This is a genomic window from Cupriavidus sp. CER-90, assembly GCF_057652055.1.
The window spans coordinates 2127782-2144666 of record NZ_JBYGYM010000002.1 but is presented as its reverse complement, the minus strand read 5'-3'; the positions used below and the strand labels follow the sequence as shown (position 1 = coordinate 2144666).

Annotated in this window: 10 protein-coding genes; 3 read left to right on the top strand and 7 right to left on the bottom strand. The window is 66.0% G+C overall.

Annotated elements, in window-relative coordinates; all coding sequences use genetic code 11:
- Positions 1-4: 4 nt before the first annotated feature.
- From AC24R4_RS20470 to apbC, 4 genes are all read right to left on the bottom strand, one after another.
- Positions 5-2269 carry an Orn/Lys/Arg family decarboxylase gene (locus AC24R4_RS20470; RefSeq protein ID WP_400395780.1) on the bottom strand — a complete coding sequence of 755 codons (2265 nt, stop codon included), beginning with the start codon at positions 2267-2269 and terminating at the stop codon, positions 5-7.
- 175 nt (positions 2270-2444) lie between these two features.
- Complete coding sequence (gene dcd, locus AC24R4_RS20465; RefSeq protein ID WP_400395778.1) at positions 2445-3011, bottom strand: dCTP deaminase; 567 nt, start codon at positions 3009-3011, stop codon at positions 2445-2447.
- A 244-nt stretch (positions 3012-3255) separates the two neighbouring features.
- Positions 3256-3831 carry a superoxide dismutase family protein gene (locus AC24R4_RS20460; RefSeq protein WP_487523519.1) on the bottom strand — a complete coding sequence of 192 codons (576 nt, stop codon included), beginning with the start codon at positions 3829-3831 and terminating at the stop codon, positions 3256-3258.
- Between the two features lie 135 nt (positions 3832-3966).
- Positions 3967-5055, bottom strand: a complete 1089-nt coding sequence (apbC, locus tag AC24R4_RS20455) for an iron-sulfur cluster carrier protein ApbC (protein ID WP_153950270.1) — start codon at positions 5053-5055, stop codon at positions 3967-3969.
- A gap of 397 nt (positions 5056-5452) precedes the next feature.
- On the opposite strand from apbC, the gene AC24R4_RS20450 reads away from it, so the two are divergent.
- The 3 genes from AC24R4_RS20450 (at position 5453) to AC24R4_RS20440 (ending at position 10230) form a co-directional block, all read left to right on the top strand.
- Positions 5453-6088 carry a YiaD family glycine zipper/OmpA-like lipoprotein gene (locus AC24R4_RS20450; RefSeq protein ID WP_153950271.1) on the top strand — a complete coding sequence of 212 codons (636 nt, stop codon included), beginning with the start codon at positions 5453-5455 and terminating at the stop codon, positions 6086-6088.
- A 310-nt stretch (positions 6089-6398) separates the two neighbouring features.
- Positions 6399-8471 (top strand): methionine--tRNA ligase, encoded by a 2073-nt coding sequence (metG, locus tag AC24R4_RS20445; RefSeq protein ID WP_400396052.1) that lies wholly within the window; start codon positions 6399-6401, stop codon positions 8469-8471.
- A gap of 590 nt (positions 8472-9061) precedes the next feature.
- Positions 9062-10230 (top strand): IS3 family transposase gene (locus tag AC24R4_RS20440; RefSeq protein WP_487522791.1). Its coding sequence is split into 2 segments (ribosomal slippage): positions 9062-9329 and positions 9329-10230, totalling 1170 coding nucleotides; the frame shifts between segments, so codons are not numbered across the junction.
- A gap of 80 nt (positions 10231-10310) precedes the next feature.
- On the opposite strand, the gene bamE is transcribed toward AC24R4_RS20440, so the two are convergent.
- The 3 genes from bamE to AC24R4_RS20425 all read right to left on the bottom strand — a co-directional run bounded on the left by bamE (position 10311) and on the right by AC24R4_RS20425 (position 16809).
- Entirely contained in the window at positions 10311-10859 is a 549-nt protein-coding gene (gene bamE, locus AC24R4_RS20435; protein ID WP_400395862.1) for an outer membrane protein assembly factor BamE domain-containing protein, read from the bottom strand.
- 65 nt (positions 10860-10924) lie between these two features.
- A complete protein-coding gene (locus tag AC24R4_RS20430; protein ID WP_487523518.1) occupies positions 10925-15064 on the bottom strand; it encodes a translocation/assembly module TamB domain-containing protein in 4140 nt (1379 codons plus the stop codon).
- Entirely contained in the window at positions 15064-16809 is a 1746-nt protein-coding gene (locus AC24R4_RS20425; RefSeq protein ID WP_487523969.1) for an autotransporter assembly complex protein TamA, read from the bottom strand. Before AC24R4_RS20425 ends, AC24R4_RS20430 begins: the two co-directional genes overlap by 1 nt.
- Between the last annotated feature and the right edge of the window lie 76 nt (positions 16810-16885).

The following is a 16885-nucleotide window of genomic DNA, read 5'->3' as shown; positions in this document are numbered from 1 at the left end:
CCGCTTACTGCTTCACGCAGTCCACGAAGTACGCCGTCTGGCCGTCGATCTCGTCTTCCACCAGGCCGTGGATATCGGTCTCGAAGCCCGGGAACAGCTTGTTGAACTCGCGCGCGAACTTGAGGTACTGCACGATGGTGCGGTTGAAGCGTTCGCCCGGGATCAGCAGCGGAATGCCCGGCGGGTACGGCGTCAGCAGGATGGCGGTCACGCGGCCTTCCAGCTCGTCCACGGGCACGCGCTCGATCTCGCGGTGCGCCATCATCGCCCAGGCGTCCGACGGCTTCATCGCCGGTTCCATGTCCGACAGGTACATTTCGGTGGTCACGCGGGCCACGTCGTTGGCCTTGTAGACGCTGTGGATGGCGTCGCACAGGTCGCGCAGGCCCATCCGCTCGTACTGCGGATACTTGCCGACGAACTCGGGCAGCACGCGCCACAGCGGCTGGTTCTGGTCGTAGTCGTCCTTGAACTGCTGCAGCTCGGTCACCAGCGAGTTCCAGCGGCCCTTGGTGATGCCGATCGTGAACATGATGAAGAACGAGTACAGGCCCGTCTTCTCGATGATGATGCCGTGCTCGGCCAGGTACTTGGTGACGATGGCCGCCGGGATGCCGCGTTCGCTGAACTCGCCGTCCACGTCCAGGCCCGGGGTGATGATGGTGGCCTTGATCGGGTCCAGCAGGTTGAAGCCATCGGCCAGGTCGCCGAAGCCGTGCCACCGCTCGTTGGCCTTGAGCATCCATTCGTCGCGGTCGGGCACGCCTTCCTCGGCCAGCGTGTCCGGGCCCCAGACCTTGAACCACCAGTCGCCGTTGTTCACGACGTCGTAGTCCGCCTCGACCTTGCGCACGGCGCGGCGGAAGTCCAGCGCCTCGGCAATGCTTTCCTCGACCAGCGCAGTGCCGCCCGGGGCTTCCATCATGGCAGCCGCCACGTCGCACGACGCAATGATCGAGTACTGCGGGCTCGTCGAGGTGTGCATCAGGTACGCCTCGTTGAAACGGTAGCGGTCCAGCTTGCGGGTCTCGGAATCCTGCACCAGGATCTGCGATGCCTGCGACAGGCCGGCCAGCAGCTTGTGCGTGGACTGCGTGGCGAACACCAGCGCGTCCTTGCTGCGCGGCCGGTCACGGCCGATCGCGTGCATATTGCGGTAGAAATCGTGGAACGCGGCGTGCGGCAGCCAGGCTTCGTCGAAATGCAGCGTGTCGATCTCGGACGTCAGCATTTCCTTAATTTGCTCGGCGTTGTACAGCACGCCGTCGTACGTGCCCTGCGTGATCGTCAGGATGCGCGGCTTCTGGTTCTTGGCCTTGCTGGCGAACGGATGGTTCTCGATCTTCTTGCGGATGGTCTCCGGATCGAACTCGCTCTTCGGAATCGGGCCGATGATGCCGTAGTGGTTGCGCGTCGGCATCAGAAACACCGGGATCGCGCCGGTCATCATGATCGCGTGCAGGATCGACTTGTGGCAGTTGCGGTCCACCACCACGATGTCGCCCGGCGCCACGTTGGCGTGCCAGACCATCTTGTTCGACGTCGACGTGCCGTTGGTCACGAAGAACATGTGGTCCGAATTGAAGATGCGCGCGGCATTGCGCTCGGACGCCGCCACCGGGCCGGTGTGGTCCAGCAGCTGGCCCAGTTCTTCCACGGCGTTGCAGACGTCGGCGCGCAGCATGTTCTCGCCGAAGAACTGGTGGAAGACCTGCCCCACCGGGCTCTTCAGGAACGCCACGCCGCCCGAATGGCCCGGGCAGTGCCACGAGTACGAACTGTCCTGCGCGTAGTCGATCAGCGCCTTGAAGAACGGCGGGGCCAGCGTGTCCAGATAGACCTTGGCCTCGCGGATGATATGGCGCGCCACGAATTCGGGGGTGTCCTCGAACATGTGGATGAAGCCGTGCAGTTCGCGCAGGATATCGTTCGGAATGTGACGCGAAGTGCGCGTTTCGCCGTACAGGAAGATCGGCAGGTCCGTGTTGCGGCGGCGCACTTCATTCACGAACGCGCGCAGCTTCTCGATGGCGGCGGCTTCGGGCTGATCGTCGGCGCGCACGAACTCGTCGTCGTCGATCGACACGATAAACGTGGACGCCCGGCTGGCCTGCTGGGCGAACGATGTCAGGTCGCCATAGCTGGTCAGACCCATCACTTCCATGCCCTCGCGCTCGATGGCCTCGGCCAGTGCGCGAATGCCCGAGCCGGAAATGTTCTCGGAACGGAAGTCTTCATCGATGATGATGACGGGGAAGCGGAATTTCATCGGGCAATCCTTGATGAGGGTGCTTGTAAAGACTTGAGCCACATGGCCGCCGGGAGGTTCCCGCAACAGCGACATGTGGCTCGTTCGTCAGGTCTGGCGCCCGGGCTGTCGCGCCCGGTGGCGCCGCCGGCGCGATGCACACGCCGGCATTGTGAGACAGGAAAATGACAGGCCGTCAGGTCTTCGGCAGCGTGACACCGTGCTGGCCCTGATACTTGCCGCCGCGGTCCGCATACGAGGTCTCGCAGATCTCGTCCGATTCGAAGAACAGCACCTGGGCGCAGCCCTCGCCGGCGTAGATCTTGGCGGGCAGCGGCGTGGTGTTCGAGAACTCCAGCGTCACATAGCCTTCCCATTCGGGCTCGAACGGCGTCACGTTGACGATGATGCCGCAGCGCGCGTACGTGCTCTTGCCCAGGCAGATGGTCAGCACGCTGCGCGGAATCCGGAAGTACTCCATCGTGCGGGCCAGCGCGAACGAGTTCGGCGGGATGATGCAGACGTCACCCTTGAAGTCCACGAACGACTTCTCGTCGAAGTTCTTCGGATCGACGATGGTGCTGTTGATGTTCGTGAAGATCTTGAATTCGTCGGCGCACCGGATGTCGTAGCCGTAGCTCGACGTGCCATAGGAAACGATCTTGCGCCCGTCCGATTCCCGTACCTGGGCGGGCTCGAACGGTTCGATCATGCCGTGCTGTTCCGCCATGCGGCGGATCCACTTGTCGGATTTGATGCTCATATAGACGTGGCAGGGGGGTCGGACGGCTGGCCGGCCATTGCCCGGCGCCGCTGGAATGGGGCGCATTGTACAACCATTCGCCGGGCGGACCCCGGGGGAAACCCGACGTGCCCCCGGCGACGTCAATGCAGGCCGGACACCCTTGTCCCGTCTGGCCGAAGACGGGCCGACCGGGGCTGCCGGCGCCCGGCCCCAGGTCGGCACATCAGATCGCCGAATCAGGTCGCCGGATCAGGTCGCCGAATCAGATTGCCGCAATCACGCCGCAGGCGATGCGCCCACCGGCATTGCCCGTGGGCTGGGTGCGATAGTCGTCCGGGTCCTTGTGGACGATTACCGAACGGCCCACCACGCTGTTCGGCCCGGCGCCCACGGTCACATCGCTCATCACGAACTGCGCGCGCGCATTGCCGGCGGAGTCGGCCGTCAGGTTGTTCATGTCGCCGGCATGGTGTTCAGGCATCGACATCTGGCCATGCGGCTTGGCGCCCGGATTGAAGTGGCCGCCCGCGCTCATGCCGTCCGGCGCCGAGCAATCGCCCGTTTCGTGGATATGGAAGCCGTGCGTGGTGCCCGGCGGCAGGCCGGTCACCGCCACCACCACCATCACCCCGCCGCCCGGCTGCTGCTCGAACGTGACGCGCCCACCGGTATTGGTGCCGCTTTTGGACGCCAGCGGCGCGGCGGCCCGGGTGGCGCCCGGAGCCGCCATGGCCGCGCTGGCCGTGGGCGCTGCCGACGGGCGCTTGTCAGTCTGCGCACAACCGGCCGCCAGCACCGCGGCAGCAGCGACGGTCAATCCGAAAAGTACACGTTTCATGCCGTTCCTCCTCTTCTTGCTTGTGTGCGCGATGCCCGCGCGTGAACGTCGACGCCTTGCCGTGTGGATTGTAGGACAGGCGCCCGGCACGACAATGTCGGACAGCCTCCCATTTTTTGCGGCCCGTCAAACGCTTCAGGTGTTCTGAACCACGATGCTCGGGAACTTGTTGCTCATGTCGCGCGCCTTGTCGGCGACCTTGATGGCCACCTTGCGCGCCACTTCGCGATAGATGCCGGCGATCTGGCCATCGGGGTCGGCCACCACGGTCGGGTGGCCCGAATCGGCCTGCTCGCGGATCGACAGGTTCAGCGGCAGGCTGCCCAGCACGTCCACGCCATAGTCGGCGCTCATTTTCTGGGCACCGCCGGCACCGAAGATGTGTTCGGTATGGCCGCAGTTCGGGCAGCAGTAGACGGCCATGTTCTCGACGATGCCGAGAATCGGGATGCCGACCTTCTCGAACATCTTGAGCCCCTTGCGGGCGTCCAGCAGGGCGATGTCCTGAGGCGTGGTCACGATCACCGCGCCGGTAACCGGCACCTTCTGCGACAGCGTCAGCTGGATGTCGCCGGTGCCGGGCGGCATGTCGACGATCAGGTAATCGAGGTCCGTCCAGTTGGTCTGGCGCAGCAGTTGCTCCAGCGCGGAGGTCACCATCGGGCCCCGCCAGACCATCGGGTTGTCCTGCTCGATCAGGAAACCGATCGAATTGGCCTGCAGCCCATGGCCCTGCAGCGGCATCATGGTCTGGCCGTCGGTCGATTCCGGGCGGCCGCTGATGCCCAGCATCATCGGCAGGCTCGGGCCATAGATATCGGCATCGAGCATGCCCACGCGCGCGCCCTCGGCGGCCAGGGCCAGCGCGAGGTTCACGGCCGTGGTGGACTTGCCCACGCCGCCCTTGCCGGATGCCACGGCGATCACATTGCGCACGCCGGGCAACAGCTTCACGCCACGCTGCACCGCGTGGGCGACGATCTTCATCGACACCGCCACGCTGACATTGGCGGCGGCGTCCAGCTTGCGCACGGCATCGGTCACGAGGCCGCGGATCAGGTCGAACTGGCTCTTGCCCGGGTAACCGAGCTCCACCTCCACGGACACGTTGCCGCCATCGACCCGCACGTTGCGGGCCGACCGCGTGGACACGAGGTCCTTGCCCGTATTGGGATCGATGACCGTACGCAGGACTTCGGTTACCTGTTCAGTGGTGAGACTCAAGGCAGACTCCGCTCTGGGAATGAAATAGTGGGGGGATGCGAGGCGCGTAATGTAGCAAAAGACGTCGCAACAGAACGTCTACCGGCAGCAGTCACGGTAGCAGGTCCGCACGCACCGTGGGACGCCGCCCGATTTAACCCTTGATTAAGTGTGGATTTACATACATTTACATCTCTCACACTCCTGGGCTTGTGCGGCTGGCGCCATCTGCCTATTGTAGTGCGCCGGCCTTGCGGCGCTCCGGCCCTGTGCCCCTGTGCGTCAGCGCACGGCCCGGCCTGAGCGTTTTCATACGCATGTTGAAACTTGTCGCGCCCCGGCTGCCCTTCGGCGGCAGGCGTTACCATGCGACATGCCGTTGGCCAAACATTTACGGGTATCACCAGAAGGAGAAAGCATGAACCTCAAGCTCGTTACCGTCTCGATCGTCGCCGCTGCCGCCCTGGCAGGTTGTGCCACCGAACAGCAGACCCATACCGCGGTCGGCACCGGCGTGGGCGCGGCCGTGGGGGCTGGACTGGGCAACCTGATCGGCGGCAACACCACGGGCACGCTGGTCGGCGCGGCCGTGGGCGGCGCGCTGGGCGGCACCGCCGGTTACAACTGGAACGCCATCCGCGGCAAGCTGAACAAGGATACGGCCGGCACCGGCACGCAGATCACCGAGCAGCCGGACGGCTCGCTGAAGGTCAATATCCCGAGCCAGGTGACGTTCGATACCGACAGCGCCACGATCAAGCCGTCGTTCCGCACGGTGCTCGACCAGGTTTCGCAGACGCTGGGCCAGCACCAGGACGTGTCCGCCAACGTCGTGGGCCATACCGACAGCACCGGCAACCCGAGCTACAACATGCAGCTGTCGCAACGCCGCGCGCAGAGCGTGGCCGCCTACCTGGGTGACCATGGCGTGGCGCGCAACCGCCTGACGGCCGAAGGCCGGGGCCAGACCCAGCCCGTGGCGGACAACGCCACCGAGGCCGGACGGGCACAAAATCGTCGCGTCGAAATTTTCTTGAAACCAATTTCCGGGTGACCAGTCATAGAGTTCAGGTACCGCTTGCCACCGTTGCTGGCTCGCGATGGGTGGCTGACCTCCCGGGCGGTACCTGATTTCTCCTCCTTTTCCGTTGTGGAAAGCTGCGCCGGTACCTAACCGGCGCTTTTTTTTGCCCGTTTCTCTGCGGATCGTGCCATCCGCCGTGTCATTTCAGCGAGATTGGGCGCCAATTGTGCCGCGTTCGACGCCATTCCGAGCAATCTGGCCGGGCAGTTGCTAAAATAGCCGGTTCCTTCGTCCGGCAGCCGCCGGCCGCGCATCGACACCCCACTGAACGGCTCTTTTCATGACCGCACGCCGCATTCTCGTTACCTCTGCCCTGCCGTACGCCAACGGCCAGATCCATATCGGCCACCTGGTGGAGTACATCCAGACCGACATCTGGGTGCGTTTCCAGCGCATGATGGGCAACGAGGTCTACTACGTCGGCGCCGACGACACCCATGGCACCCCAGTCATGCTGCGGGCGGAAAAGGAAGGCATCACGCCCAAGCAGCTGATCGACCGCGTCTGGACCGAGCACAAGCGCGACTTCGACAGCTTCCTGGTGTCGTTTGACAACTACTACAGCACCGACGCCGAGGAAAACCGCGAACTCTGCGAAAAGATCTACCTGTCGCTGAAGGGCCAGGACCTGATCGCCGAGCGCGATGTCGAGCAGTTCTTTGACCCGGTCAAGAACATGTTCCTGCCGGACCGCTTCATCAAGGGCGAGTGCCCGAAGTGCGGCGCCAAGGACCAGTACGGCGATTCGTGTGAAGTATGCGGCACCACGTATGTGCCGACCGACCTGAAAAATCCGTATTCGGTGGTCTCCGGCGCCACGCCGGTGCGCAAGTCGTCCACGCACTTCTTCTTCAAGCTGTCCGACCCGCGCTGCGAGACGTTCCTGCGCGAATGGGTGGCCGACCTGGCCCAGCCCGAGGCCAGCAACAAGATGCAGGAATGGCTGGGCGCGGAAGGCGAGGCCTCGACGCTGTCCGACTGGGATATCTCGCGCGACGCGCCCTACTTCGGCTTCGAGATCCCGGGCGCGCCCGGCAAGTACTTCTACGTGTGGCTGGACGCGCCGATCGGCTACTACGCCAGCTTCAAGAACCTGGCGGCCAAGCGCGGCATCGACTTCGACGCGTGGGTGGGCCCGCACTCGACCGCCGAGCAGTACCACTTCATCGGCAAGGACATCCTGTACTTCCACACGCTGTTCTGGCCCGCGATGCTGAAGTTCTCGGGCTATCGCACCCCGACCAACGTGTTCGCGCACGGCTTCCTGACCGTGGACGGCGCCAAGATGAGCAAGTCGCGCGGCACGTTCATCACCGCGCAGAGCTACATCGACACCGGCATGAATCCGGAATGGCTGCGTTACTACTTCGCCGCCAAGCTCAACGCCAGCATGGAAGACCTGGACCTGAACCTGGACGACTTTGTCGCGCGCGTGAACAGCGACCTGATCGGCAAGTACGTGAACATCGCCAGCCGCGCGGCCGGCTTCCTGGTCAAGCGATTCGACGGCAAGGTGAACGAAGCCGCGCTGGCCAATCCGCTGCTGGAACAACTGCGCCAGGCCGCACCGCAGATCGCCGCGTATTACGAAGGCCGCGAGTACAGCAAGGCGCTGCGCCTGGTGATGGAGCTGACCGACGCCGTGAACGCGTTCGTCGACACCAACAAGCCGTGGGAGCTGGCCAAGGACGAGAGCAAGCGCGACGCCCTGCACGCCGCGTGCTCGGTTTCGCTCGAAGCGTTCCGCCTGCTGACGGTCTACCTGAAGCCCGTGGTGCCGACCGTGGCTGCCGGCGTGGAGTCGTTCCTGAACATCGAGCCGCTCGACTGGCGCGGCATCGACCGCCAACTGTCGGCCGACCGCCCGATCCAGGCCTACCAGCACCTGATGACCCGTGTGGACACCAAGCAGATCGACGCGCTGCTGGCCGCCAACAAGGAATCGCTCCAGGCCTCGGGCGCAGCCCCGGCCGCCGATACGGCAGCCACCGCATCGATCGAGCCGATTGGCGAAACCATCACGATCGACGACTTCGCGAAGATCGACCTGCGCGTGGCGAAGATCGTCGAATGCCAGAAGGTGGAAGGTTCGAACAAGCTGCTGCAGCTGACGCTGGACCTGGGCGAAGGCAAGACGCGCAATGTGTTCTCGGGCATCCAGTCGGCCTACACGCCCGAGCAGCTGGTGGGCAAGCTGACCGTGGTGGTGGCCAACCTGGCGCCGCGCAAGATGAAGTTCGGCATGTCCGAAGGCATGGTGCTGGCCGCCTCGGCCGCCGACGAGAAGGCCAATCCGGGGCTGTATATCCTGGAGCCGCATAGCGGGGCTGTGCCCGGCATGCGGATTCGTTAAAGCCTGTGATCGCTCCCCTCTCCCACTTCGCGGGAGAGGGGAGACAACCCACGCGGCATCAAACTCCCACCCACCGCTCCCCTCTCCCGCCGGCGGGAGAGGGGTTGGGGGTGAGGGCGCAGCGGTTCAAATTGAGACAGGTCGGCAAGCAGAGCCGCGTTGCCCTCTCCCCCGCCCCTCTCCCACTTCGCGGGAGAGGGGAGACAACCCGCGCGGCATCAAACTCCCACCCACCGCTCCCCTCTCCCGCGGGCGGGAGAGGGGTTGGGGGAGAGGGCGCAGTGGTTCAAATTGAGACAGGTCGGCAAGCAGCGCCGCGTTGCCCTCTCCCCCGCCCCTCTCCCACTTCGCGGGAGAGGGGAGACAACACACGCGGCATCAAACTCCCACCCACCGCTCCCCTCTCCCGCCGGGCGGGAGAGGGGTTGGGGGAGAGGGCGCAGCGGTTCAAATTGGGACAGGTCGGCAAGCAGCGCCGCGTTGCCCTCTCCCCCGCCCCTCTCCCACTTCGCGGGAGAGGGGAGTGTAGTGGTCCAATTTCCTCAGACAGGTCGATAGGTGGAAAATCACGATCGACGAGGAAAGACGACATGACAAAGCAACGCCGCAAGTTTGACGCCGCCTTCAAGCTGGAGGTAGTCCGGATGGTCCGGGATCAGGGCCTATCGGTCGCCGAGGTTTGCCACACGATGGCGATTGGCGAGACCGCCTTACGCCGGTGGCTGGTCCAGTACGACCTTGAAGTGGCTGGCGGCAAGGGAGTGGGCAAGCCGCTGACGCCTGAGCAGCAGCGCATTCGCCAGCTCGAAGAGGAAAACCGCCGCCTGAAGGAGGACAATCTGATCCTAAAAAAGGCATCGGCCTTCTTCGCCCGCGAACTCAAGTGATCTATCGAGTGGTTAGCGGATTGCAGAAGGAGGCGATCTCCATCAGTCGGGCATGCCGGGTGCTGGGCGTGAGCCGGGCGGGTTATTACGCGGCCGGGCGCGCGCCTGCCGCCAAGGAGAAGGCCTTGCGGCAGGCGGTGTATGTGCGGGCGGCGTTCGAGGCCAGCGGACGTACCTACGGCAGCCGGCGCGTGGCGCAGGATCTGGACAAACAGGGGATGAAGATCGGGCGCTATCGAGCCCGCACGCTGATGCGCCAGGAGAATCTGCGCCCGGTGTGGAAGCGCAAGTTCGTGGCGACGACTGACAGCCGGCATGGCAGGCCGATGGCGCCGAACGTGCTGAGCAGGCAGTTCAGGCCCGCACAGCCCAACCGGGCCTGGGTGTCGGACATCACGTATGTGCGCACGGGGGAAGGCTGGTTGTATCTGGCGGTGGTGTTGGACCTGTATTCGCGCAAGGTCGTGGGCTGGGCCAGCGCAGCGGCCATGCCGGCCGCGCTGGTGGCGTCGGCCTTGAAGATGGCCATCCTGCAGCGCAATCCGGCGCCCGGACTGATCGTGCATTCGGACCGGGGCAGCCAGTATGCAAGCGAGGAGTACCAGGGGTTGCTAGCGCGCCACGGCCTGGTTTGCAGCATGAGCCGGTCGGGCGATTGCTGGGATAACGCCGTAGCCGAACGCTTCTTCCTGAACCTGAAGATGGAGCGGGTCTGGCAGAGGCGGTACGCCGACCGGGCCGAAGCCCGGCGCGACATCACGCAGTACATCGTGGGCTTCTACAACCCGGTGCGCTTGCATTCGACACTGGGCTACGCGTCGCCAACAGACTACGAGGACAAGTTCCAACAGACCACCCTAACACCTGTCTGAAAAAACTTGACCACTACAGAGACAACCAACGCGGCATCAAACTCCCCCCAACCGTTCCCCTCGACACCTCAGCGCGTCATTTACCCGCCCTGCCGTTTCGACGGATCGTCGCTGCGCGACGTGGTGGTCACCGTGCCGTCGTTGTTGAAGTGCACGTTGAAGAAGGCCCGGTCCGTCGGGCTTTCGAACCAGCGGTAGCCCCACACCTCTTCCTGCTTGAGGCGGAACGCCTCGACCTTGGTCGGCTTGCCCAGCATCCGGCGGATCTGGTCCTTGTTCATGCCGGGTCGTACTTTTGCGAAATTGTCGGCCGTCAGCACCTGTTCGATGGCGCGCACGGTGCCGTCGGCGTTGGTCGTCACCATCCATGTGGTGGCGCCTTCGGGGCCGCGCGGGTATTCCAGGCGGCGGCCGCCGTCCGGTTCTTCCCAGACGATCTCGGGCTTGCCGGCCTGGCGCCGCACATCGTCCTCGGTGGATTTGCCGATCTCGATGCCCTTGAACAGCTGGCTGTCGGGCTTCACGCTGTTCCAGGTGTCGGTGGCCACCGATTTCGCCTTCTTCATGGCTTCGTCGACCTTCTGCTGGTCGCATCCGAACAGGGCAAGCAGGCTGGCAATCAGTCCCATGGCGGCAAGGCGTCGGCGAGACGCGTGGTGGAAAGGTGGCATCGCGAGCCTCGCAAGGATTGGCTTCATCGTTTGATGGCTTCGACGGGATCGCCGGCCGGTGCGCTGGCGCCGTCCGCGGCGGCATCGGCCGCCGCATTGCGGCGCCGGCGCGAATCGCCGGCAAACAGCGTATCCCAATTGTTGAACCGGCGGTTGAACAGCACCGACAGGCCGTTGATCGATCCGCCCTTGGCAATCAGCGACCAGCGCCGCGAGAACGCCCAGGTCAGCTTCACCACGTTCGATGCCGACGTCAGGCTTTGCTCGTAGCCGACCGAAATCTGGTCGGACACCGCCTTGCCGATGCTGACCACCTGCTGGTCGTTCAGGCCGGCCGTGCTGGGTCCGATCGAGAATTCGTCGATGCCGAAATGCGACACCACGCTCTTGCCGGCCTTGCCGCCGATCATGCCCAGCGCCGCCCCGCCGATGGCGCCGCCGCTGAGCTGGCGTTGCTGGCTGGACCCCGCGCTCTCCGCGCCGTAGCCGAACATCAGCCACGACAGCTTGTCCTCGTCGGGCACGTTCGGCTCCGACACCAGCCGCACGCGCGGCAGCCGTACCGTGCCGGTGACTTCCACGCCCGCTTCCACCTCCTGGTTGCGGCGCAGGGCGCGGATGAACATGTTCGGGTTGTCCACCGGACCGTTGAAGTTGATCGTGCCCCGTTCGATATCGAGCTTGCGGCCGAAGGCCTCGTAGGTGCCCTCCACCACGCGCACCGTGCCCGTGGCCCGCATCGGCGCCAGCGGCTCGCTCTTGATGCCCAGCTGGCCGGCCAGCAGAATGTCGGCGCCGGCCCCCCGGAAGCGGAAGTTGTCGCCCAGGTCGATCGTCACGTCGATCAGCGGGCTGAAGCGGCTGGCCGGCCTGGACTCGGGCACCACCGGCGTGGCGGCGGTCTTCAGGGCACGTTCGTCCTTGCGGCGCACCACGACCACGTCGTCGCCCAGCACCGGCGCGCTGGCCTTGGGCAGGTCGAACAGGCCGCGATCCACGCGGAACTTGCCACGGATGGCGATCAGCTTGTTCTCGTTGGCGATGCCGGCCTCGCCGGACACGATCAGCGTGCGCTCGGGGCTGGCAAACAGCTGCAGCTTGTCGGCAACGATGCGGCCGGTCAGGTTCGGATCGGTCTCGCCCAGCTTCACCGCGCCAGTGGCCGTCAGCGTGCCGTCGCCGCCCCGGAATCGCACCTGCTTCAGTTCCACGGTGTTCTGGTCCAGCACCACGTGCACTTCGCCGTCGGTCAGGCGGATACCCAGGTCGTACAGCGTGACGCCGATCCCGTTGCCGTCGATGGCGCCGGTCAGCAGCGGTTTGCCCACCGTGCCGGCCAGTTGCAGGGCCGCGGCCAGCTTGCCTTCGAGCGCGTACTGCGGGCCGCTGAGCGCCTCCAGCGATTTCAGGCGCGGGATGTCGGCCGTGACCGTGCCGCCGAGCGTCGATGCCGGCCCCACCGTCAACAGGCCCTGTTCGCTGACCAGCCCCGCCGATGCATCGACGGTCACCTTGCCGATCCGTTGCGAGGTGCTGCCGCCGCGCAGCGTCACGCGATTGCCGCTGAACTCGGCCCGCAGCGCCGTGTCGCTCAGGCCCAGCGTGGTCCAGCCCCGGCCCGCATTGACCGACGCATCGCCGCTGCGGCGCCGGACTTCGGCAAATCCGGCGGCGGTTTCGGCCAGCGTCAGGTTCCAGCCGCCATCGAGCACCAGGTCCGAGCGCACCGGCTGCGATTCGCCGGTGAACGTCTCCACCAGCTTGATGATGTTGCCCACTTCCACGCCGTTGAACGCGCCCTGCGTGCGGATACGGCCGTGATCGAACTCGAAGCCTTCGATATTCATCGTCGCGCGCTCGAACTGCAACCGCGTCTGCCCCAGCCGGATATGGCGGTCCGCCACCATCAGCTGGGTGGGCGAGAGGAGCCGGACCTTGGCCGTGCCGCTTTCCTCCAACGTGCGGATGGTGCCGGTCCAGCCCTTGTCGCCGCGCCACGCGCCCTGCCCCGACAGCGACAGCTGCAGCGGGCGTTCGTGCATCGTGCCGGCTGCCTTGGCGTCGAAAGTGTGATCGGCCTGGGTGCCGCTCAGGTTGGCGTCGAGCGTGCGCACCGTGGCCTGCGGCCCGTGATAGTCGCGCGCGGCCAGTTGCGCCGACAGCGTCCCGTTCAGCCCGCCGCGCAGTTCCACATGGCCGTTGGCGCTGGCCACCTTGTGCGGCCCCACCACCAGCGACTGCGCGCTGTAGTCACCGACCACCTCGGGCTTCTTCAGCGTGCCCGTGACCACCGCGTCCACCTTCGCACGCCCGCCGACGCCGAACTTCAGGCGGTCCAGTTGCGGGGCGTCGATGTTGACTTTGAGGCTGTCCCCGCGCGCGCCGAAGCTGCCATTCAGGTTCACCTGGTTACCGGCCATCAGCAGCGATGCCTGGCTGGGCAGCAGGCGCTCGCCCTCCAGCCGCACCTTGCCGTTGCCGGTCATCGGCAGCCCCGCGTATTCGCTCTCGCCCAGCGCGAAGTCGAGCGCCACACGTAGCACTTTCTCCAGCGAGCCCTTCGTCGAAAACTCGGCATTGATCCGGCCCGGCGCCACCTTGGCCAGCCGTGCCGGGTCGAAATTGGCGAGCTTGCCCTTGAAGTCGAACGGCTGCTCGTCCTTCAGCCCGAGCTTGCCGTCGGCGGTCAGCGTGCCGCTGCCCAGGCCCGCCCGCAGCGCCTTGAGCGTGACCGCGTCTTCGTCGATCCGGGCATCGGCGAACAGCTTGATCTCGCCGCCGGCCACATCCAGCGCCACACTCTGGCGGCCGGGCTCCAGCCGCAGGATCACCGGGCCGGACAGGTTCGTGGCCACCATGCCGGTATGCAGCGCGGCGGCATCGAGGTGCCGGACATCGAGATCGAAGCCGCCCCGCCCTTCGCGCAGCGTGCCCTGCCCGACGATCTCGGCGCGGCCCGGCAGCTGGATTCGCAGGTCGCGCAGCGTCTGCGTCAATTCGCTCAGCTCGACGCGCGCCTGCACGGCATGCACGGGCAGGCGTTCCTTGTCGATCGGGCCCGGCTCCAGGTTGCGCACGCTGACGTCGCCGGCCACGGCCAGCGGGTTTCTGGTGGGGGCCGCCGGTGTGGGCACGGGCGCCGATGCCGACGCGGCCGATGCGGCGGCCACGGCGCTGGCGGTCGATTCACCGGGCTTCGGTTTGGCCACCTCGGGCGGCGGCGGCACCGATTCCACCGGGCGCAGTTCCGCATGGACGGTCAGATTGGCCTGCGGCGCGGTGGGGCTGAACAGGCGCGGGTTGATGTGCTCGCCATCGACAATCAGGTGCGTGAACGGCACCTTGCCGAACGGTGTCACATCGGCATTGCCGCGCGCCCGGATACGGTCGCCGCTGGCTTCCAGTTCGGCCCGCAGCTGTTCCAGCGATCCGCTGGCCGTGGCGGACACCGCGTAGGTCTCTTCCTTCCAGCGGCCCTCCAGCAGCGCCTCGGCCGTCAGCGGGAACGGCGTCTTGCCGCCGATCTGCGCGTTGGCCTGCAGCTTGCCGTATGGCGTGACGACCTTGTCCACGACCACGCGATGGCGCTGGCCGTCGCTATGCAGCGCACCGGACAGGTCCGACAGCACCAGCGGGGTCGACGTGGCGGCCGGCCCCTGCAGCAGCGACAGCTCAGCGACGGTCAGCGTGTCCACGTCGACAGCCAGCGGCAGTTCCAGCGACTGCGGCATCCTTGCCGGTTCGGTGCTCGGCGGGGAAGCCGGCAGGCGCGCGTCGATCCTGCCCAGCTTCAGCCATGCCACATGCACCCGCGTGGGCGACCATGACACGTCCCACCTTGCGTCGATCCGGTCGATGGTCACGCGCGTGTCGACCGTGGCGAATACCACGTCGTGCAGTCGCAGCCCGTTGGCCACGGTGCCGCCATCCAGCTGGCCGGCAAGCATCCCTGCCGACAGCCGCGTGGCCACGTTCCACAGATGGCGCGTGCCGGTCTCGGTGCGCAACGCCGCCACGGCCGTGGCGACCAGCGCGATCAGCAGCACCAGCAGGATGCCCAGCAGCCAGGCCAGCACCTTCCACACCCGGCGGCGGGGGCGGCGAGGCTTGGGCGGCGTGTCGCGGCCCTCGCGCGGCACGGGGGGCATGTCCGGCATGTTCATCAGAACGCCACCCCCAGCGAGATATGCGGCCGGAACTGCTTCTGCTGGATGCCGTAGCCGACATCGAGCTGCACCGGCCCCACCGGGCTGCGCCAGCGCGCGCCCACGCCCACGCCGTGGTAGATCTTGATGCCGTTCAGGTTGTTGGTGGCGGTACCCATGTCCCAGAACACGGCGGCGCCCCATTCGGGCTTGAACCAGTACTGGTATTCCAGGCTGCCCGTGCCCAGGTAGCGCGCCGGCAGCACGCTCTTGCCGGACGGCGTGCCGATCGACTGGTAGCTGTAGCCGCGGATCGAATCGGTGCCGCCCGCGCGGAAGCGCAGCGTGGCCGGAATCAGCGACGGATCGTTCGACGTCATGTCGGCGCCCAGTTCCAGCCGCGCCACGAACAGGTCGCGGTTGCCCACCGGCACGTACTGGCGGATCCGGCCATACATGCGAAGGAAGGTGGCGTCGCTGAGCACGCCCTTGGCGGCCACGCCGATCTGGGTGTTGATCACGTTGCCCCGGCGCGGAAAGACCGGGTTGTCCACGTCACGGCGCGTCCAGGCGAATGCCGGCACCAGCGCTTTCGAGTACTGCGAGGGCTCGCCGTACGGCGTCAGCACGTCATAGTAGAAGTCGAGCGACACCGTGGTGTCGTACTTCTCGCGCGACCGCGAACGCTTCAGGCCGGCGCGCCAGCTCTTGGTGTCGGTGCTCTCGACGTCGATCAGGCGTTCGTAGCTGGTATAGATGCTGTTGCGGTACGTGTGCGGATCTGGCGGCATCGCCATTTCCACAAACCCGTACTGGCGCTTCTGTTCGATCCGGGCCTGCGAGTCGAGCACCCAGGCGCGGTTGAACAGGTTGTAGTACGAATAGCGGCCTTCCACCTGGGCGCCGGTATCGGTGGTGAAACCGACGCCGGAACTGAGCCGGTGCGTCGGGTATTCGCGCACCTTCACCTTGACCGGCGCCGTCACGGTCTGCTGCTGCGCGGCGGCCTCGGCCGACGTGGCGGCGGGCGGCTCCTGCAGTTCGACCTGCACGTTCGAGAAATAGGGCTGGTTCTGGACCGCCCGCTGGAATTCCAGCAGCCGTTCCACCCGGTATGGCTCGCCCTCGTTCAGCGGATTCACGTTGCGGATGATCTGGGCCGGATAGCGGCGCGTGCCTTCGATCTCGAGCGGTCCGAGCACATAGGCCGGGCCGCTCTCGTACCGGGCCCGCAGGTCGGCGGCCTGCTCGTCGGGTTCGATGCGTGCCTGCGACGACGCCAACCTGGCGCCGTAGTAGCTCTTGCTCTGCAGTTGCACCAGCGCGTCTTCCTTGGCCTTGTCCCAGTCCGCCTGCCGGAACGGCCGGCCCACCGGCAGGCCCCACTTCTGGCGCATCTGCTCCACCTGCTCCGGCGACAGTGTGGCGGCAGGGCCACTTACCTCGACATCCGCGCGCCGGATCACCGTGCGCGCGCCGGGGTCCACGCTGATATGGACCACGCGATGGTCGCCCTCGCCTTCCACCGTGGCCTTGGTGACCGGGTCGAACCAGCCTTCGGTGGAAGCAAACTGGCGCACCTGGTCGCCCACGGTTTCCACCATGTACTGGAACTGGTCGTCGGAAATATCGGTGCGGGTGGTGTAGCGCGACAGGTCGAGGTGTTCTTCGAGAATGTCCTTCAGCGCCTTGGGCGCGTCGATCTCGACCTTGTACTGGGCCTTGGCGGCATGGGCGGGCTGCCAGGGGGCCACCAGCAGCATCAGGGCGATGGCAAGGGCGGCGGCCTGGGCGGCGACACGGCTGGCGACATCGGTGGCGAGGTGGGTGGCGACGTGG

What these genes read in the sequence shown, in the direction of transcription:
- AC24R4_RS20470 (WP_400395780.1), bottom strand. Translation starts at nt 2,269, where the DNA reads ATGAAATTCCGCTTCCCCGTCATCATCATCGATGAAGACTTCCGTTCC.
- dcd (WP_400395778.1), bottom strand. Translation starts at nt 3,011, where the DNA reads ATGAGCATCAAATCCGACAAGTGGATCCGCCGCATGGCGGAACAGCAC.
- AC24R4_RS20460 (WP_487523519.1), bottom strand. Translation starts at nt 3,831, where the DNA reads ATGAAACGTGTACTTTTCGGATTGACCGTCGCTGCTGCCGCGGTGCTG.
- AC24R4_RS20450 (WP_153950271.1), top strand. Translation starts at nt 5,453, where the DNA reads ATGAACCTCAAGCTCGTTACCGTCTCGATCGTCGCCGCTGCCGCCCTG.
- metG (WP_400396052.1), top strand. Translation starts at nt 6,399, where the DNA reads ATGACCGCACGCCGCATTCTCGTTACCTCTGCCCTGCCGTACGCCAAC.
- bamE (WP_400395862.1), bottom strand. Translation starts at nt 10,859, where the DNA reads ATGGGACTGATTGCCAGCCTGCTTGCCCTGTTCGGATGCGACCAGCAG.
- AC24R4_RS20430 (WP_487523518.1), bottom strand. Translation starts at nt 15,064, where the DNA reads ATGAACATGCCGGACATGCCCCCCGTGCCGCGCGAGGGCCGCGACACG.
- AC24R4_RS20425 (WP_487523969.1), bottom strand. Translation starts at nt 16,809, where the DNA reads ATGCTGCTGGTGGCCCCCTGGCAGCCCGCCCATGCCGCCAAGGCCCAG.